This is a genomic window from Pseudomonas inefficax (genome assembly GCF_032164165.1).
GTDB lineage: Bacteria > Pseudomonadota > Gammaproteobacteria > Pseudomonadales > Pseudomonadaceae > Aquipseudomonas > Aquipseudomonas inefficax.
Genome location: NZ_CP134401.1, coordinates 5,331,742 through 5,350,341, shown reverse-complemented (window position 1 = coordinate 5,350,341; position 18,600 = coordinate 5,331,742). Strand labels below are relative to the sequence as shown.

Genomic DNA, 18,600 nt, shown 5'->3' with positions numbered 1-18,600 from the left:
ACAAGCGAAGCCAGGAGATACTATGGAACTCGGTCTGTTCATGATGCCGCTGCACGACCCGCGGCGTAACTATACCGAAATGCTGCAACAGGACCGCGAGGCCGCGATCCTCGCCGACCAACTTGGCTTCAGCGAAGTCTGGGTCGGTGAACACTACAGTTGCAGTTCCGAGCCAGTGGCCAACCCGTTGCAGTTCTTCGCCACCCTGCTCGACGCCACCAAGAACATCAAGTTCGCCACGGGCGTACTCAACCTGCCCCAGCACCACCCGGCCACCGTCGCCGGTGACGTCGCCCAGTTCGACCACCTCAGCGGCGGCCGTCTGATCATGGGCGTAGGCCCTGGCGGCCTAGTTTCGGATATGGAACTGTTCGGCACGCAAGACCTCAATCGCGCTGAGATGACCACTGAGTCGGTCGACATCATCCACAAGATTTGGGCCTCGGACCCGCCTTACAACATCCAGGGCAAGTACTGGAATGTGAAGCTGGAGAAAAACATCATCCCGTCGCTGGGCTTCGGGCCGATGCTTAAACCGTTCCAGCAACCGCACCCACCACTGGCCATCTCGGTGATGAGTCCATCGTCGAGCAGTGCGCGCCAAGCCGGCGAACGCGGCTGGGGCATCGTCAGTGCCAACTTCATCCCTGAAGTGCACGTCAAATCGCACTGGGAACAGTACGTCATCGGTTGCGAGAAAGTCGGACGTCGCCCAGACCCGGCCATGTGGCGTATCGCCCGTTCGATCCTGGTGACCGATACCGACCAGGAAGCCGCCGACTACCTGGCCCGCCCCGACAGCACCTACGGCTGGTACTACGACTACATCGTCGAAGACATGGCAGCGTTCAACATGCAGCGCATCCTCAAACCGTCGGCAGAAATCCCGGACAGCGAAGTCACCCGGCAAAACTGCCTGGACTGGATGGTCATGTCCGGCTCGCCGAAAACCGTGCTCGACAAGCTGGTGGCCTTCGTAGACTACGTCGGCGTACCGTTCGGCACCCTGCTGACCACCCAGAAAGACTGGGAAAACCCAGCTCTGCACCAGAAGTCGCTGCGTCTGCTCAGTGAGTCGGTCATGCCGAAACTGCGCGACTACTGCGCCACGCTCAAGCACGTAGCGTGACAAAGGCCGGGCCCTTGAGCCCGGCCATGGCGACCGGAGCAGTCGCCCGATCGGTTTCACCTTGAACTGCCGAAGAAGCACGGTGCTCCCCCTCACCGGGGAGCACTCATTACAACAATGAGGTTTCGATCAATTCGCCCGCCCGGGCGAGGCTGCTGTGGCCTTGCGGCCGAGGAGTTGCCATGGCTTTGAACATTACCCAACGCCAGACAGCGCTGAGTACGGTGCTCGCCGCGCCGTCGATGGCGTTCATGCTGGTGTTCTTCGTGTTCCCCTGCATCCTGTTGTTGCTGTACAGCTTCTGGACCGCGCGGTCCTTCGTGATAGAACCGACTCTCAATCTCGATAATTACATCCGAACCCTCACCGCAGCGGGCTTCTGGCGCACCGGTCTCACCGGCTTGAACAACGGGCTGTGGACGGCCATCATCTCGGTGGTGCTGAGCTTTCCGGCGGCCTATTACATCGTTTACCGTGCCCGCGGCAACGCCGCGTTCTACCTGATCCTGTTGTCCTGGTTTTCCAGTTACCTGGTACGGGTCTACGCCTGGCGAACCATCCTCGGCACCAACGGGTTGATCAACAGCACGCTGATACAGTGGGAATTGATCCAGCAGCCGCTGGAGTTCCTCCTTTTCAGCCCTTTCGCCTCGATCATCACCTTGGTTCACATCATGTTTCCCTTCGCCTTGCTGTTGTTGGTGTCAGCGCTGCGCGACGTGAAACAGGACTACCTCGATGCTGCCCGCGACCTAGGGGCGACACGCACCCAGGTGCTGCTGCGGGTGATCGTGCCAATGGCCTATAAAGGCATCGTCTCGGCCTTCATGTTCACCTTCATCCTGGCAGCCGGCGACTACATCACCCCGCAGTTGCTCGGCGGACGTGACGGGGTGACCAACGGCCTGTTGATCGCCAACCAGTTCCGCAGCGCCGGTAACTGGCCGCTGGGTGCGGCGATGGCGTTCATCACCCTGGCCCTGTTTATCGGCATCTACGTCGTCTTCACCCAACTGCTGCGGGCACTGCGCCTGGCGCCGGGACTACGTTTCCACGAGCAGGAGCACGCATCATGCTGAGGCTCTATCTTTGGTTCTACCTGCTGTTTCTGTATGCGCCGATCGTGGTCATCGGGATGTTCAGCTTCCATAGCTCGGCGTCCCTGGTGTTTCCTTTCGAAGGCTGGAGCCTGCGCTGGTACGAGCAGATCTTCGCCAGCCAGACCTTCCGCAGTTCGCTGTACAACAGCCTGCTGGTGGCGAGCATGGCCTCGCTGGCAACCACGGTGCTGGGCGCCAGCGTGGCGCTGGCGTTGATCCGCATGAAAGGCAAGGTTCGCGAAGCGGTGGCAACCCTCTGCGCCGCGCCCATCGCCCTACCCGGCCTGTTCCTGGGTATCGCGCTGCTCAGCGCCTTCGCGCAGATGGGCCTGAACCGCTCGCTGCTCACGGTGACCATTGCTCACACGCTGTACGCGCTGCCATTTTTCGTGGCCACGCTGCGTTCGCGGATCGACTACTTCGACCCCTCCCTGGAGGAGGCCGCCCGCGACCTTGGCGCGAGCCCCATGCAGACGTTCCGTATGGTGACCTTGCCCATCCTGCGGCCCAGCCTGATCGGCGCGGCCATCCTGGTGTTCGCCCTGTCGTTCGATGAGTTGATCATCACCGTGTTCGTCAGCGGCAATGAAACCACGCTGCCGATGATGGTCTGGTCAATGATGCGGCGTACCGTCGACCCCACCATCAACGCCGCCTCCATGGTCGCCTTTGCCCTGTCGCTGATCGTGATCCTTGCCGCCGGCGCCGCCTTCTGGCTGCAGCGCCGCGCAAAAACTTCCTACCGTACCTCGTCCTCAGGAGTCGATGCCCATGAACCGTCCGATCGTGCAACTGCAGAACGTGCACAAGTCGTTCGGCCCCTTCAAGGCCTTGAATGACATCAACCTCGATATCCGCCAAGGTGAGATTCTGACCCTGCTGGGGCCCAGTGGCTGCGGCAAGACGACTCTGATGCGCATCATCGCCGGCTTCGAGGCGCCGACCAGCGGCAGCCTGCTGATCGCTGGCAACGACGCCGTGGCCTTGCCACCGGAGAAGCGCAGCGTGAACATGGTGTTCCAGCGCTATGCGCTGTTCCCGCACCTGGATGTGTTCGACAACGTCGCCTTCGGTTTGCGCTTACAAGGCGTGTCCAAGACACAGATCAAGGAGCAGGTGAATGCCATGCTGCACCTGGTACAGCTGGACAGCTTCGCCAACCGCTGGATCAACGAACTCAGTGGCGGCCAATGTCAGCGGGTAGCACTGGCTCGCGCCTTGGTCAATCGCCCCGACGTACTGCTGCTCGACGAGCCGCTAGCAGCGCTTGACCTGAAGATCCGTCATCACATGCTCAAGGAACTTAAGCGCATCCACGAGGAAACCGGCACCACCTTCGTCTACGTCACCCACGACCAGGACGAAGCGATGATCCTTTCCGACCGGGTGGTCTTGATGAACAAGGGTGAGATCGAACAACTCGGATCACCTCAGGATCTCTATGCCGCACCGGAATCGCTGTTCTGTGCGCGCTTCTTCGGCGACACCAACATCGTCGAGGGCCAGGTTGGCGGGGTTAGCGATGGCCTTGCAGATATATCCACCGCGTTCTTCAGTGCCCGCGGGGCCGTGCGCCGGGCCAGTACCGGCGCCAGCGTGTCACTGTCGATCCGCCCCGAAGCCATTCGCCTCGACGCCGCTGCCTCAGACGATACCTCGCCCAGCCACAACGCCATTACCGGCGACATCGAAGATGTCATGTTCATCGGCAATCGCGTGGTCTACCAGGTCAAGCATGGCGACAGCCTGTTCACCTGCCAGCAGGCCCGTCCGGTCGCCTGCATCGAGCATGCGCCCGGCAGCCGGGTGCGCCTGTCGTGGCCCGATGAGGCCGTGGTCGTGCTCACCCATTGATCGCCCCTATTACAGCAATAAAAAGGAGTACCCAAGTTGGTTGATTACATCGTGGTAGGCGGAGGCCCGGCAGCTTGCGCGGCAGCTTCCCGGCTTACGGAAGATTCGAACGTTTCGGTCACCCTGCTCGAACAGGGCTCACGTGACTGGAACCCCTACATCCACATGCCCGTGACCTACTTCAAGACGGCCAAGGGCAACCTGCTGACCCGCTACAAACTCGAACCGCAGCGCGAACAGAACGGCATCGAGCCGGAAATGGTCCAGGGGCGCGTACTCGGCGGCGGCAGCTCGGTCAACGCCATGGTCTATATGCGCGGCTGCCCCGAGGACTACGACAACTGGGAAGCCATGGGCTGCCCAGGTTGGTCGTACAAGGAAGTTTTGCCCTACTTCAAGCGCAGCGAGGACAACGAGCGTTTCGCTGGCGAAGCCCATGGCCAGGGCGGACCACTGGGCGTATCAGACCAGCGCGCCACCCACTACCTGACCAAGAGCTGGGTCAAGGCCGCGCAGCAACTGGGTATCCCCTTCAACGCGGACTTCAACTCCGGCAAACAGCAAGGCGTCGGTTTCTACCAAGTGAAGATGCGCAACGGCCTGCGCTGCAGCGCAGCGGTGGCCTACCTCAACCCGGCACGCAAGCGCCCCAACCTGAAAATCCGCACCGGCTGCCAAGTCTTGCGGATCCTGGTCGAAAACGGCCGCGCCTACGGCGTGGAATACCGCCAGGGCGGCCAGGTCAAGGTGCTGCGCGCCGAGAAAGAAGTCATCGTCAGCGCAGGCGCTGTTGGCTCACCGACCCTGCTACTGCGCTCAGGTATTGGCCCTGCCGAACACCTGCGTTCAGTTGGCATCCCCGTAGTGCACGACCTGCCGGGCGTGGGGGAAAATTTCCAGGACCATGTGGACATGTTCCTGATCTATGAGCTGACCGGCGCGCACAGCTACGATAAGTACAAGAAACTGCACTGGCAGGCCTGGGCCGGACTGCAGTACCTGTTATTCCGCAATGGTCCCATCACCTCCAACATATGCGAAGGTGGCTTGGTGTGGTACGGCGACAAGAACGATCCATTGCCGAACCTGCAATTCCACTTCCTGCCTGGCGCCGGTGTCGAGGAAGGCGCGGAGACCACCCCGAGCGGCAACGGTTGTACGGTTAACGTCTACCAGACCCGACCACGCTCACGTGGCACCGTGCGCTTGCGCGACGCTAACCCGGACAGCCCTCCACGGGTCGACCCGAATTACCTGTCCGATCCCTACGATGTTGAACAGCTCGCTGAGGCGGTCCGCCTGGGCATGGAGATCATGGAACAGTCGGCACTCAAACCCTACGTGGCGCATGTGCATCGCCCCCGCCAGCCGTTGTCGACCCACGAGGAACGTGTACGCTTCGTTCGCGAGACAGCCCAGGGTGCCTTGCACCCCTCGGGTGCATGCAAGATGGGCACCGACGCCATGGCGGTGGTCGATCCGGAGTTCCGTGTGCACGGCCTGCAAGGCCTGCGGGTATGCGACACCTCGGCGATGCCAGCGCTCATTTCGGGCAACACCAGCGCGCCCTCGATGATGCTCGGCGAGCGCCTGGCCGACTTCATCAAGGGCCGTCGCTCGCTGCTCCCGCAGGCGCCACAAGGTGCAAGCCTGACGCAGGCCGAGCCGGTCAAGGCGCACGTCTGAACTCGATCATTCATTGACGAAGGCCACCCTTGGGTGGCCTTCTTTCTTTAAGGAAGCCCCATGCAATCGATATTCGGAAGCCCCGCCTATCAACGCGCGACCCGCCTGACGTTCTTCGCCGTCGGCTTCACCATGGCCGCCTGGGCGCCCCTGGTGGCCTACGCCAAGCAACGCCTGATGCTCGACGACGGCCTGTTCGGCAGCCTGTTGCTGTGCATCGGCCTGGGCTCGCTGTTGAGCATGCCCTTCGCTGGTCGAATCGCCCAACGCATTGGCCTGAGGCGCCTCATGCAACTTTCCGGAGTGTGCTTTAGTGCCGCTCTGGTCGCTCTCGCGGTGCTTTCCTCGGCCTGGCAGTTCGCCTTGGCGCTGTTCATCTTCGGCGCTTGCCTAGGCCTCGGCGACATCTGCGTCAACCTGCAAGGCGCCATGGTGGAGAAAGCTGCCGGTAAACCGCTGATGTCAGGCTTCCATGGACTGTTCAGCGCCGGAACCTTCGCCGGCGCGGCAGGCGTGACCCTCCTGCTCAACCAGGGTGCCACGCCCCTGTGGGCCGCACTCACAGCAGCACTGGTGACCTTGATGATCCTGTTACTGGCGCGCAACCATCAGATTCGCGAGCTCGACGCGCTGGACAGCGCATCCTTCCTGTGGCCCAAGGGCGTGGTACTGCTGCTCGCGGCACTGGCATTCATCTGCCTGTTGATCGAAGGCGCCATGCTCGACTGGAGCGCGCTTTACCTCGAAGGTGTCCACAGCGTGCCGCTGGAGTCAGCCGGCATCGCCTACAGCGTGTTCACCCTGGCCATGACCTGTGCCCGCCTGGTTGGAGACCGGCTAGCCCGCTGGCTCGGCGACAGCGTGCTGCTGATCGCCGGCAGTGCCTTCGCCCTACTCGGCTTGGTGCTTGCCCAGACCCTGTCGCTAACAGGCGCTTTAGTCGGCTTTGCGTTCGCCGGGTTGGGCATGGCAAACGCGGTACCCATCCTGTTCCGTGCCGCACTGACACAGAATCGTATGCCCGCAGCGGCCAGCTTAAGTACGGTCGCGACCATCGGCTACCTGGGCATCCTACTGGGGCCGGGCTTCATCGGCCATCTGTCCGAGCTGACGTCATTGCACACCGCGTTCTGGTGCCTCACCGCTACCCTGGTGGTGCTCTGTCTTTTCTCCCGACCGGCTGTGACACGCGGCCTTAGCATTGGATGAGAACGCCTTCTCATTCTTGAGAAAGCGCTGACAGGAACTCATAGGTCATTGATTTTAAATGATAAAAAAAATGGCATAGCGATTGCTATCTCCTGACTAAACAAGAAATCCCGCGATTCCCGGGGATGCACTGAACGGTCAGGAGATGCCATGAGTTATCCAGAAGTCAAACTGCTCATCAACGGTCAATGGCGCAACGGCGGCGATGGCGTGAGGGGCGACGTGAGCAACCCCGCCAGCGGTGACATCATTGGCCGCTTCGCCCATGCCAGCCGCGCCGACCTTGACGAAGCGCTCCTGGCCGCCCAGGCCGGCTTCAAGGCTTGGCAGGCGATCTCGGTGTTCGAGCGCAGCAAAATCATGCGCAAGGCCGCCGGCCTGATGCGCGAGCGCAGCGAAGCCATCGCCACCCTGATCACCGTCGAGGAAGGCAAGCCACTGGCCGAAGCGCGCATGGAAGTCAATGGTGCTGCCGACCTGGTCGACTGGTTTGCAGAGGAAGCACGTCGCACCTATGGCCGGGTAATCCCGTCCCGCGCCAGCAACGTGACTCAGCAGGCGATCCGCGTGCCCGTAGGCCCGGCGATTGGCTTCACCCCGTGGAATTTCCCTGTCAGCCAGATCCTGCGCAAGATCGCCCCGGCGCTCGCCGCAGGCTGCTCAATGCTCATCAAAGGGCCCGAGGAAACCCCCGCAGCTCCCGCGGCGATGTTCGCTTGCTTTGTCGACGCCGGGGTGCCCGCAGGCACCCTGCAACTGGTGTATGGCGTACCGTCGGAGATTTCCGCGCACTGCATCCCCAACCCGATCATCCGCAAGGTCTCGTTCACTGGCTCGGTACCGGTGGGCAAGCACCTCGCCGCCCTCGCCGGCCAGCACATGAAGCCGGCCACCATGGAACTGGGCGGCCATGCGCCGGTGATCATCTGCAATGACGCCGATCTGGAAGCCGCCTGTGCTGCACTGATTGCCTTCAAGTTCCGCAACGCCGGTCAGGTGTGCATCTCCCCGACTCGTTTCTTGGTGCAGGACGGCGTACATGACCGTTTCGTCGAGATGTTCCGCGATGCGGCGGCCTACCTGAAGGTAGGCGACGGCCTCGATCCATCGACCCAGGTCGGCCCGCTGATCAACGAGCGCCGCCTGCAAGCCGTGGAGCGCCTGGTGGACGATGCCGTGGCCAAGGGCGCCCGCGTGGAAACCGGCGGCGCGCGCCTGGATCGACCGGGGCACTTCTATACGCCGACCGTCCTGAGCAATGTCAGCAGCGATATGGCCATCATGAACGAAGAGCCGTTTGGCCCGGTAGCCCTGTTCATCCGGTTCCATCATCTCGATGAGGCCATCAGCGAAGCCAATCGCCTGCCGTTCGGCCTCGCGTCCTATGCCTGGACCCGACGCCAGGCCGACATCCATGCCCTGACCCAGGGCGTAGAGGCCGGAATGCTCACCATCAACCACCTGGGCCTCGCCCTGCCAGAGACCCCGTACGGCGGCATCAAGGACTCCGGGCATGGCTCCGAGGGTGGCAGCGAAGCCCTCGACGGCTACCTGCACACCCATTTCGTTTCCTGCCTGCACGCCTGACCCACGGGCCGGTGGCGGTCGCTGCCGGCCCTTCATCGAGGACAACGCCATGATCGAACAACAATTCAAAGAAGCCATGGGCCGGTTCGCCGGCGCCGTCACCGCCATCACCACCTTCGCCAACGAGCAACCGGCGGGGCTGATCGCCACCGCCGTGTGCAGCCTGTCGTGCGAGCCACCGTCGGTCATCGTGTGTGTCAACAAGACGGCTTCGGCCCACGACCTGATCCTCAACAACGGCTACTTCGGCGTCAGCCTGCTGGCACCGGCCCATGCCCACGTCGTCAGCCGCTTCAACAGTGCCAAGGGCGCCGAGCGCTTCGAACGCGACGATTGGGTCCTGGATAACGGCAAGGCCCCGGTACTGAACAATGCACCCGTTGGCCTGGTCTGCCGGATCGGAAACTGCTTCGACGGCTTCTCCCACACGATCTTCGTCGGCCTGATCGAGTCGATCGCCCTGTGCGAAGCGGACCTGAACGAATGCCTGCTGTGGAAGGGCCGCGGCCTGCACCAGGCGGTCGAGTATGTGGCCAGTCGTTGATCACCTGGGAGCACTGAGCATGAGCCTGATGGCCACCCCGCTCCACGGGTTTATGCAGGAATTGCTGTGTACCGTGAAGATCGGCTGGCGCGCCGAGCGCGGTCGGCTTAACCTCGGCCCGTCGGACAGCCTGGCACAGCGCGAGTTGTTCAGCGATGTTCACTGCATGCCAGGGCAGCGGGTGTACCGCCTGGGGCCAGAAGAAACCACGCGCGAGCTACGGGCACTGGCCCGGCATCTGTTCGAGGCGCCGTTCGCCAGCTTTGCCCCCTGCAGCGGCGCCCAGGCCAACCAGGCGGTGTTCCGAGCCCTGCTGCAACCGGGGGACAGGGTGCTGTGCCTGCCCGACGCAGAACTGGAAAGCACCCTTGACACGCTTTACGTCTCGGCTACCACGCCACGGCTGGTACGCCAGCGTGCAGTGTTCCAAGGCAACGGCCTGGTGGACTACCAGACCTTGGTCGACCAGGTGCTGGCAGCGCCGCCCCGATGCATCGTCGCGGGCTATTCAAACCATACCCGCATGCACGACTACCGGGCACTGCGTCATTTGGCCGACCGTGTCGGCGCGCTGCTGATCATCGACATCTCACGGATCGCCGGGCTGGTCGCCGCCGGACTGCATCCCAACCCCCTTGGCTGGGCCGACGTCCTTACCGGCGCTACCCACAAATCCCTGCAAGGTCCACGTGGCGGCTTTTTCATGACCCGCGACGAGGCGCTGTTCGGCCGGCTCCAGGCGGTGTTCGAGCAACGCCGTGGCGTCAGCATGCCGCAGCGGGTACGGTTGGGGCTGCTGCGCTGCCTGCAACAGGCGAGATCACCGTTGCAGGTCGCCCGGCAACAAATGGCTCTGGACAACGCCCGCGCCATGGCCGAGGTTTTCAACAAACAAATGCTACAGGTGTTTTCCGGCGGCACCGATACCCAGACCGTGATGCTGGAGCTAACGCCTCTTGGGTTGACCAACCGCCAGGCCCAAGTGGCGCTCGGTCGCCTAGGCATTACCTTGGAACGGCGCTTAGACCTCCACAACACGCACCTTGTCCTCAATACCCTTCCGGCCAGCATGCGGGGCTTGGATCCCCAGGCCTGCGCACGCCTGGCCAGTGCCATCGGCACCACGCTGCAACAACCCAACGACCTGAAAACCGTGAGTCTGGCCATAGCCAGCGTGGACCGGCTGTGTGCCGACCATCCGCCCTTGCTCAGCGCCATGGATCACATACTTCTCCAATAACCCCTTGCAAGCCCGCCTTGCAGCGCAAACAACAAACTGGAGCTCACATGAAAGTCATCGCAGCAAAAGTCTTCCTGGTGGAAAGCGGCTACGTCAAACCGATCATCGTCGAACTGACCACAGATCAGGGCATCACCGGCATCGGTGAAGCCGCCATCGCATACGGCCTTGGAGCCACCGCCGCGGCCGGCATGATCAAGGACCTGTGCGAGCGCGTCATCATCGGCGCGGACCCGTTCCGCATCGAAGAGCTGTACTCGAAGATGTACGACAATTCCTTCTGGGCCAAGGGTGGCGGCGCCATCGTCTTCGCCGGGATTAGTGCCATCGAGACCGCCCTGTGGGACATCAAGGGCAAGGCCAGCAACCTGCCGATCTACGAATTCTTCGGCGGCAAGGTCTTCGACGAGGTGCCGGTTTACGCCAACGGCTGGAACTATCACTGCTTCGACGCCGCCTCATGGGCTCAGGCCGCCGAGCGCCCGATGAAGGACGGCTACAAGGCGCTCAAATGCTACCCGCTGGCCACCCAGGACGACAAAGGCCGCCTGCAGCACGTGCAGCGCCGCGCCCATGACCGCGAGTTCACCGAACTGGCCTACCAGCGGGTCAAGCAACTGGTGGAAGTCACTGGTAACGCGGCCGAGGTGTACATCGACCTCAGCGGCGGCATGACCACTGCCGAAACCATCCGCCTATGCAAACGCTACGAGGACCTGGGCATCACCTGGATCGAAGAGCCGTGCGATGCCTTCGACGTCGGCGCCATGGAAAAGATCGCCAACGCTACCCAGGCCTCGATGGCGGCCGGTGAGCGGCTGTACACCCGCCAGGGTTTCCGTCGCCTGATCGAGAAACAGATCGTCGATATCGTCCAGCCAGACGTCGGCAACACCGGCGGCCTGGGCGAAACCAAGAAGATCGCTGCCATGGCCGAGGCCTACAATATGCGCGTCGCCCCGCACAACTGCGCCAGCTCGCTGTGCACCGCCGCGACCATGCAGGTTGGCGTGACCCTGCCGAACTTCATGACCATGGAGATCTACCCGTACTTCAGCGACTCGCCGAAATACGTGCAGATCCTGAACAACGCCCCGGAAGATCGTATTGCCGACGGCAAGCTGGGCATCACCGCCGAACCTGGTCTGGGGGTCACCCTCGACCAGGCTGCCATCGCCCCCTTCCTCTGGGCCGAATGCAAAGCGCAGTAATTTCCCACCGTTGACGAAAAAGGCCGCGTTCGCGGCCTTTTTCATGCTCGCCAGCCATCACCCTAACAGAGCCCGCGGGGGCTCAGTGGAACACGCTCATGGAAGTTTTCAGCAGTCTTTCGATCAGAACACGGATCTGTCTGTTGGCCGGTCTCTGCATCACCGCCACCGTTGCCGCCTTGATCGGCAGCGCCTTGTATCTGTCCGATCGCTCGGTACTCATGGTCAAGCAGGCCAGTGAGCAAATGCTTCAGCAGGATGCACAAACCTACCTGAGCGAGGTCGGGCGCGCCCAGGCCAGGCAGACCCAGGCATTCTTTCTCCAGGCGACGGAGTTCGGCACGACATTGAGCCAGCAGCTCATGCTTGAACGCCAGAACCAGACGGCCAGGCAGTCGAGTGAGAGCCAGATCCGCGCCGATATCGGCCATGCCCTGGACATGCACGTGAAAGCGAATCCCCTGCCCTTCGGCGTGGGCGTGGCGCTACAACCGGCCGAGGGGGACAAGGCCTTCGTCGACAAAAGCGCCGAGGGAAACGAACGCGGCCGGTTCGCGGTTTACCGCTCGACCCACATTCCTGGGTACACCATCCCCGAAAAGGAGATCATCGACGACGGCACGACTGCGACGTACTGGTATACCTGCGCCATCGAGCGTTCTGCTGTCTGTCTTACCAATCCCTACACCTACACGGATGCCTCGGGCGTCAGCACCTTGATGGCCACTGTCGCCGTGCCGCTGCGCACCACCGGACGTGCCGAGGGTGTGATGAGCGTCGACATCAGCCTGGCCAGCCTGCAAAGCCACGTCACAACCGCATCTCGCCAGCTGTATGGCGGCTACGGCAGGGTATTGCTGGTCAGCCCGGACGGCCAGGTGGCCGCCGATAGCCTTTCCGCAGATCACCTGGGCAAGCCCCTGGCAACGATCGATGCCGGCGTCGACGCGTTGCTGAAGGGTGAGCATGAGGCAGACAAGGCCAGGATCGTCAGCCAGGCGGACAGCATCTTTGCCGTGGCTCCCTTCCAGGCGCCCGACGGCACCTGGTGGACCTCGCTTGTCTCCGTCCCCATAAGCCACCTCCTGGAACCCTCCCGGGTGCTGGGGCAACGACTGGACGACGTTTCCGCGCGCAGCATGCAGATCCAACTGCTGCTCGGTGGCTGCATTACCCTGGCCGCATTGCTGTTGATCGCCTGGTTGGGCCATTCGATCAGTCGACCGATCACGCGGGTCGCACTCGCACTCGATGAGATCGCCGACAGCGACGGAGACCTGACCCACAGGCTGAGACACCACCAGAACGATGAAATAGGCCGGCTTGTGATTGCGTTCAACCGCTTCCTGGACAAGTTGCAACCGGTCATTGCAGCGGTCACCCGCTCGGTGAACGACACACGGGCGACCGCGGACCAGGCCGCGTCCGTAGCGGCCTCGGGTCTATCCGGCATGCAACAGCAGTTCAGGGAAATCGACCTGGTCGCGACAGCCTCCCAGGAAATGACCGCCACGTCCCACGAAGTGGCCCAAAGTGCCGCCCAGGCCGCCAACGCCGTGGCGGATGTGGACGCAGCAACCCAGGAGGGACTGCGGGCCATCAGCCATACCAGCGACGTGATCGTCCAGCTCGCACGGCACCTCGACCAGGCGCAACAGGATGTCTCGGGGCTGGCGAGCAGCAGCGATGAAATCGGCGGGGTACTGGAGGTCATTCGCTCGATCGCCGAGCAGACCAACCTGCTGGCGCTCAACGCGGCGATCGAGGCAGCGCGGGCAGGAGAATCCGGCCGGGGGTTTGCCGTGGTGGCCGACGAGGTCCGTCATCTGGCCCGGCGCACCCAGGACTCCGTCAGCGAGATTCGTGTCGTGATCGAACAGTTGCAAGCAGGCACGCAGGTGGTGGTCAAGGCTATGCAGCGCAGCCATGCCCAGGCCACCAGCAGTGTCGAGGAGGTACGACGGGCGAGTAAAGTGCTGGATGATATCAACACCGCGGTGGCCGTCATCAACGACATGAATCTGCAGATCGCCAGCGCCGCCGAGGAACAGAGCGCCGTATCCGAGGAAGTGAGCAAGACAGTCATCGCCATCAGGGACGTGACGAAGGAGCTGGCGAACCATTCGGAACATGCTGCGACCATCAGTAGCAGCCTCAATGGACTTGCCAATGATCAGCAGCGCCTGATGTCTGGCTTCAGGACTTGACGATGACCGCGATGACACTACGGCAGGGATCCTGTCACCTGCTGCACGTCGCTATTTCAGGTCGGGGCATAAAGACGGAAACGCCGAGCATTGTGCTTCAAAGACGCGCATCCGTGGACTAATGGCCAGGTCGAGCGCATCTACCGGACGATAAAAGAAGCGACAATCGAGGCGCTCCACTACCGCAGTATCGAGGCCCTAAAGGCGCATGTGCTGGCTTTCGTAACGGCCTACAACTTTGCCAGGCACCTGAAGACTTTGCGCTGGTGCACGCTATTCAAGGTCATCTGTGAGGTCTGGACTCAACATCCAGACCGCTTCACTATTAACCCGCACCACCTCATTCCGAGACCAAACACCTAGGGCGGTGAGGCTGCCGGTGTTTTTTCGAAAATGAACAGGCTTGGGTAAAGGCAGACTTTATCGACTTTGCTGTCGGGGCTCATGATGGCGCGCTGGCTCCAGAAATGAAACGGGAGCGCAGCATCGGTGTTCAGTTAGGCGCTCACTATATGTTTTTATGGGGGTGGACAGATATAAATTTACATGTTATACGAAACTCGCCTAAAGCTGAGCCAGCTTGCAATCACCCTAGAATTAAAAGCCCAGATCAATCTCCCTGGGTCATTAATGAGAAATCTGCGCACTTACTCAACTCAGAGCACCCACATTCAAAAAAATGGGTAACCTTGATAGACTAAGACTGTAAATCCTGCGCCAACTATCCGAGACAACACGAGGAATCCCTACTCAAGAAACTTGAAGAAAGGTGAAACTATCAAAAGCACACCATAGGCAAAGACATAGCAGGCTGCCTTTCCAGGCAAGTGACTCAAACCATCAATTTTATAAACCAAATAACACGGCACCAAGCACGTTGCAACTCCAAAAATTGGGCCCACCACTTGAATAAGTAACAGAGTGGAGAAACCACCTAGCAACCAGCCCCAAAGAAACGCAACTATCGTAACCGACAATGCAATTGCAAGCCTCCTTGTATCATTGGCTCCCAGATTAAACCTTCGAGAAAGCAAATTAAGCACAATACCTTTGAGCGCTTCATGAAAGCCCAAATAAATCCCAAAAAAAGCGCTTACAATGGCAAATACTTTAAGCATAACCGACATGACCTGTATGCCAGCGCCAGGCATTACCTTGGCAGCAATAGCCAAGGCAGAGATATTTTGCTTTAAAGCTATTTCCGCTTCATTTTTGCTAACAGAAAAAGAAAATGAGAGCGCAAAGAACAGAACTGCCACCACCAATATAACGTATGCAATCCTATTGACCCTAATACTTCTATAAGCAGCAACACACCAGTCGCGCTCTATACTTTTAAAAGCAACGTTCATGGGGCTCAGTATTTGCACAAATATAATTGACGACAGTGCAAATGGCAGCGTCAGTAACACATCACGAAAAAATATACCCACTTCGGGAAAAGCTACAACATTCGAAAAATCCCAGTGCGGGATCATAATCAGTGCCAAGACGACTACGATACCAAACTTAATCATAATCATTGGACCTGCCACTTTGAAAATCAGGCGTTCCCCTTGCGATGATATGGCAACCAACACAGTCATCACGACCAGCCCATACCACCATTCATTTACTAATGAACGATCAATCAGCCCAAAAGTTTGCAAATAAGATGCACTATCGTGGGCAACTGTGCTCGCATACGTGACTATGCCGCTCAGCAGCATGATAAAATACACACATCCTAGCGCCACCCCCAATTTTTACCTAAGTAGTAACTAACGGCACCAGTGTAATCACCGCCACCCTCTGAATTAATTAAAGTCCGAAGAAGAAGACTCTGTAAATGATAAACAGCAGGATACGATAGGATTACAGCAACAAGAAACACCCATAACCCCTTAAGCCCCAGTTGCACGGGCATAAATACAATTCCCGACCCTATAGCCATACCGATGCAAAGCACGAGCCAACCAAAATCATAGGATGTAAAAGGTGGCTTCTCTAGCAGTTTTTCTTCACGATAATTAACGACAGACAACATAAAAAACCCTATACCATCTATGATTGTAATTATACTATTAACTGGCATCACCAAAGCATCATCCGCCTTCGAACAACACCATGCACCTTTTAACGACTTAACATGTTCCGCACAAGGAAACAAATCCACCCTTGCAAGTTCATATTAGTCAAGACAGAGCATTTCGAGAGCTAGCTAAACTATATAATTTCGCAAAATCAACTGCATCCCGAGGACATGATCCGCAGGATGCTAGGAACGGCTAATGATTACTGCCATAGTAATGCTTCACGCTGACAGTAGCTTTCCCTCACGAAGAACGTCATCGCCTGCAATGTAAGCTAAATCCATCCCCGGCATCGCATAACGGCGGTTTTGTCGGGCAAAAAGCACGCCCGTGACGCTAGCGTTGTAGCGTTGGCTTTTTCCAGTTACCGGGTCGACGACGTCAACAACAGGATCGCCTGGTAGGAGAAGCTGTCCACACTCAGCGAGATAAACGATTATCCCTGCCGCATCAGCGAAGAGAACCTCGGTTCCACCAAGCGGGGTCGCTTTATGCAAAAGCTTGGGGAGATGAATCTTATGCTGACCAGCGATAACCCCCTGAAGGCGCAGATACTCCACGATGCGGGTAGCATCTTCCTGTGCCTGATGATGGCTGACCTCCAACTGCCCTCGCAGCTCGATACAGATGCTGATGGTTGGGAGAGGAAGACTTACTTCCGGAAGAAGCTCTTGAAGCTTTACCCAAAATGATGAACATACTTCATCAAAGGGCGTATTACCTTGCTCAGCGGCGTAAAGCGTAGCGTGTGAGCCCATTAGGGCTGCAAGTGGCATGACCTCGTCGAGTGATAAAGGGTGAGCATAGAGGTGGAGAACTGACTCACAATCACAGTGCAGATCCAAGACGATATCGGCATCGCATGCCAATCTCAGCAGCAGGACACGCAGGGAGTCAGATTGCTTCTGGCAGCTAAGCTTAGTCAAATGCTGTCGGAGCGCAGCTCTGACCAATTCGATATTAGCTTTGGCATCGCTACTGAACTGGTCTTTCAGTTGTGACGCGATGACAAGCGCTAGGTCAGGGAAGCGGCGATTGAAATTCTCACCGCTTGCAAGATCAAATCGCCCCATTTGATACGACAGAATTGTCTGATCAAGACCGATCGGATTAGCTACTGGCACAACAACAACTTCACCAAGCATGGTGCCCAGCGACTCTTCGACTGACAGCATATCACGCAGATAATGGCAGACCAGCATACCTGGGAGTTCGCTGGCGTGTAAGCCAGCCTGTACATAGACCTTCCGCCCACCAGCAACCCCAAAATGAAAGCTATGGACGACCCGCGAGGTTCCAATAGATCCGTCACCCAGCAAATGTTTTTGTTCAATCATATTGAAACTCCGATTTGCGGCATCAGGGGATGCCGCAAATCAATGGCAGTTAAGAAAATTGAAGCTTTTTGACCCGGCGATTGTTTAACGCCATATATATTATGCCGAGTCCCAACCATACAGCACCCATCTTAAGTGAGTGTGCACTGAGACTCATCCACACATACCCAATAACCATCAGCCCCATCAGTGGAATCAGGCCGTCCTTAATCCAACGGTGCGATGGAGTTTTGACCATGAACTGATTCAACACACACAGGTGTAGGACGAAGAAAGCTGACAGAGCGCCAAAGTTAACGAGGGACGTCAACGAGTCAACGTGAGCCATGAACAACACACTCACTACCAGTGATACGGCGGCGACGAACAGCGTGCTTACGAACGGCGTCTGATATGAAGGGTGCAGTTTGGAGAGCACCTTCGGAAGTTGGCCATCCCTTGCCATGCTCAGGAGGATGCGAGAAATGGCTGTTTGAGCCACCAATGCGCACGAGAAGCCCCAGGAGACCGCTGTGGCTACTGCACACGCTACCTTCAACGGCGTCCCTCCCACCGCATAAGCGATGGTGTAGAAAGCGTTATCTTTATCCTGAGCCAGCGCGCCAAAGTCTGGCCAGGCCATCCCTGCCACCCAGGTTTGCAGGATAAAGAGCCCACCCATGATAAAAAGAACCGTGATGGTTGCTTTACCCACGTCGCTTGCCTTCCCAGAGTTTTCCTCCGCAAGCGTGCTGATGGCGTCGAAGCCCAGGAAGCTCAATGCAGCAATCGAGACTGCGCTCATGATCAGCCCAGGGCTAAAGGTCTCCGGGTTGTAGAGAGGCGCAATACTGGGCTCTCCGAGGTATCCACCAAACACCATGTAGAGACCAAGCGTAACAAACCAGACCAAGACACCCATCAGGCAGATGGCAAAGAAATCGTTCGTCTTAGCGGTGATATGGATTCCTCGCACGTTGACCGCAGTATTGAAAACAATAAATGCGACCAGCCATATCCATTTAGACAGCCCCGTAACAGCCTCTAGAGCTAATGCCGAGACAATATAGCAAAGAGCAGGCAGCAGAATATAATCCAGCAGCACCAACCAGCCAACCAAGAAACCTACTCTAGGCCCCAGCGAGTGACTAGCGTAGGCATAGATCGAACCTGCTTTTGGGCAGGTCGATGACATTCGTGCGTAACTGAGTGCCGTAAAAATCATGGCAATCATTCCTACCAGGTAGGCCATTGTGGCCATCCCTTTTGATTCAGTCACGATGTAACCATAAATACCCATCGGCGCAATGGGTATCATGAAGATCATTCCATAGATCACCATATGGCGCACGGTCAATGTACGCTTGAGCTCAACGTCGTTACCAGAATGCATGTCTTTTCTCCTAGACTCAGAAGAACGGCTTAAGCCGCCTTCTGAAACGGCT

At 58.9% G+C, this 18,600-nt stretch carries 14 protein-coding genes and 2 pseudogenes; 13 read left to right on the top strand and 3 right to left on the bottom strand.

The window, feature by feature from the left end; translation table 11 throughout:
* Positions 1-22 precede the first annotated feature (22 nt).
* The 13 genes and pseudogenes from RIN61_RS24090 to RIN61_RS24035 all read left to right on the top strand — a co-directional run.
* Complete coding sequence (locus RIN61_RS24090; protein ID WP_274094600.1) at positions 23-1,129, top strand: LLM class flavin-dependent oxidoreductase; 1,107 nt, start codon at positions 23-25, stop codon at positions 1,127-1,129.
* A gap of 182 nt (positions 1,130-1,311) precedes the next feature.
* Positions 1,312-2,208, top strand: a complete 897-nt coding sequence (locus RIN61_RS24085; RefSeq protein WP_313854611.1) for an ABC transporter permease — start codon at positions 1,312-1,314, stop codon at positions 2,206-2,208.
* Positions 2,202-3,068: an ABC transporter permease gene (locus tag RIN61_RS24080; RefSeq protein WP_274094598.1), complete on the top strand. Its 867-nt coding sequence runs from the start codon at positions 2,202-2,204 to the stop codon at positions 3,066-3,068. The genes RIN61_RS24085 and RIN61_RS24080 overlap by 7 nt, the downstream gene beginning before the upstream one ends.
* Positions 3,001-4,083 carry an ABC transporter ATP-binding protein gene (locus RIN61_RS24075; RefSeq protein WP_313854608.1) on the top strand — a complete coding sequence of 361 codons (1,083 nt, stop codon included), beginning with the start codon at positions 3,001-3,003 and terminating at the stop codon, positions 4,081-4,083. Before RIN61_RS24080 ends, RIN61_RS24075 begins: the two co-directional genes overlap by 68 nt.
* Positions 4,084-4,119: 36 nt before the next feature.
* Complete coding sequence (locus tag RIN61_RS24070) at positions 4,120-5,769, top strand: GMC family oxidoreductase (protein WP_274094596.1); 1,650 nt, start codon at positions 4,120-4,122, stop codon at positions 5,767-5,769.
* A 60-nt stretch (positions 5,770-5,829) separates the two neighbouring features.
* The gene (locus tag RIN61_RS24065) at positions 5,830-6,978 is read left to right on the top strand and encodes an MFS transporter (RefSeq protein WP_313854605.1); all 1,149 of its coding nucleotides are present in this window, start codon (positions 5,830-5,832) and stop codon (positions 6,976-6,978) included.
* Between the two features lie 150 nt (positions 6,979-7,128).
* Positions 7,129-8,565 (top strand): NAD-dependent succinate-semialdehyde dehydrogenase, encoded by a 1,437-nt coding sequence (locus RIN61_RS24060; protein WP_313854600.1) that lies wholly within the window; start codon positions 7,129-7,131, stop codon positions 8,563-8,565.
* Positions 8,566-8,614: 49 nt separating this feature from the next.
* Positions 8,615-9,109 carry a flavin reductase family protein gene (locus RIN61_RS24055; RefSeq protein WP_274094593.1) on the top strand — a complete coding sequence of 165 codons (495 nt, stop codon included), beginning with the start codon at positions 8,615-8,617 and terminating at the stop codon, positions 9,107-9,109.
* On the top strand, positions 9,093-10,349 hold the full coding sequence (locus tag RIN61_RS24050; protein WP_313854597.1) for a beta-eliminating lyase-related protein: 1,257 nt from the start codon (positions 9,093-9,095) through the stop codon (positions 10,347-10,349). The genes RIN61_RS24055 and RIN61_RS24050 overlap by 17 nt, the downstream gene beginning before the upstream one ends.
* 47 nt (positions 10,350-10,396) lie before the next feature.
* Positions 10,397-11,560, top strand: coding sequence for a mandelate racemase/muconate lactonizing enzyme family protein (locus RIN61_RS24045; protein WP_274094591.1), 1,164 nt, complete (start codon positions 10,397-10,399; stop codon positions 11,558-11,560).
* Positions 11,561-11,658: 98 nt separating this feature from the next.
* Positions 11,659-12,909 (top strand): annotated as a pseudogene (locus tag RIN61_RS26880) (HAMP domain-containing protein); the annotation flags it as partial.
* Positions 12,910-13,011: 102 nt separating this feature from the next.
* Positions 13,012-13,767 carry a methyl-accepting chemotaxis protein gene (locus RIN61_RS26875; RefSeq protein ID WP_390899156.1) on the top strand — a complete coding sequence of 252 codons (756 nt, stop codon included), beginning with the start codon at positions 13,012-13,014 and terminating at the stop codon, positions 13,765-13,767.
* A 99-nt stretch (positions 13,768-13,866) separates the two neighbouring features.
* Positions 13,867-14,130, top strand: a pseudogene (locus RIN61_RS24035) (integrase core domain-containing protein); the annotation flags it as partial.
* A 383-nt stretch (positions 14,131-14,513) separates the two neighbouring features.
* Here RIN61_RS24035 and RIN61_RS24030 read toward each other — a convergent pair.
* The 3 genes from RIN61_RS24030 to RIN61_RS24020 all read right to left on the bottom strand — a co-directional run bounded on the left by RIN61_RS24030 (position 14,514) and on the right by RIN61_RS24020 (position 18,548).
* A complete protein-coding gene (locus RIN61_RS24030) occupies positions 14,514-15,476 on the bottom strand; it encodes an SLC5/6 family protein (RefSeq protein ID WP_313854592.1) in 963 nt (320 codons plus the stop codon).
* Positions 15,477-16,060: 584 nt separating this feature from the next.
* Complete coding sequence (locus tag RIN61_RS24025; RefSeq protein WP_313854590.1) at positions 16,061-17,176, bottom strand: succinylglutamate desuccinylase/aspartoacylase family protein; 1,116 nt, start codon at positions 17,174-17,176, stop codon at positions 16,061-16,063.
* A gap of 49 nt (positions 17,177-17,225) precedes the next feature.
* The gene (locus RIN61_RS24020) at positions 17,226-18,548 is read right to left on the bottom strand and encodes an APC family permease (protein WP_186553622.1); all 1,323 of its coding nucleotides are present in this window, start codon (positions 18,546-18,548) and stop codon (positions 17,226-17,228) included.
* Positions 18,549-18,600: the final 52 nt, after the last annotated feature.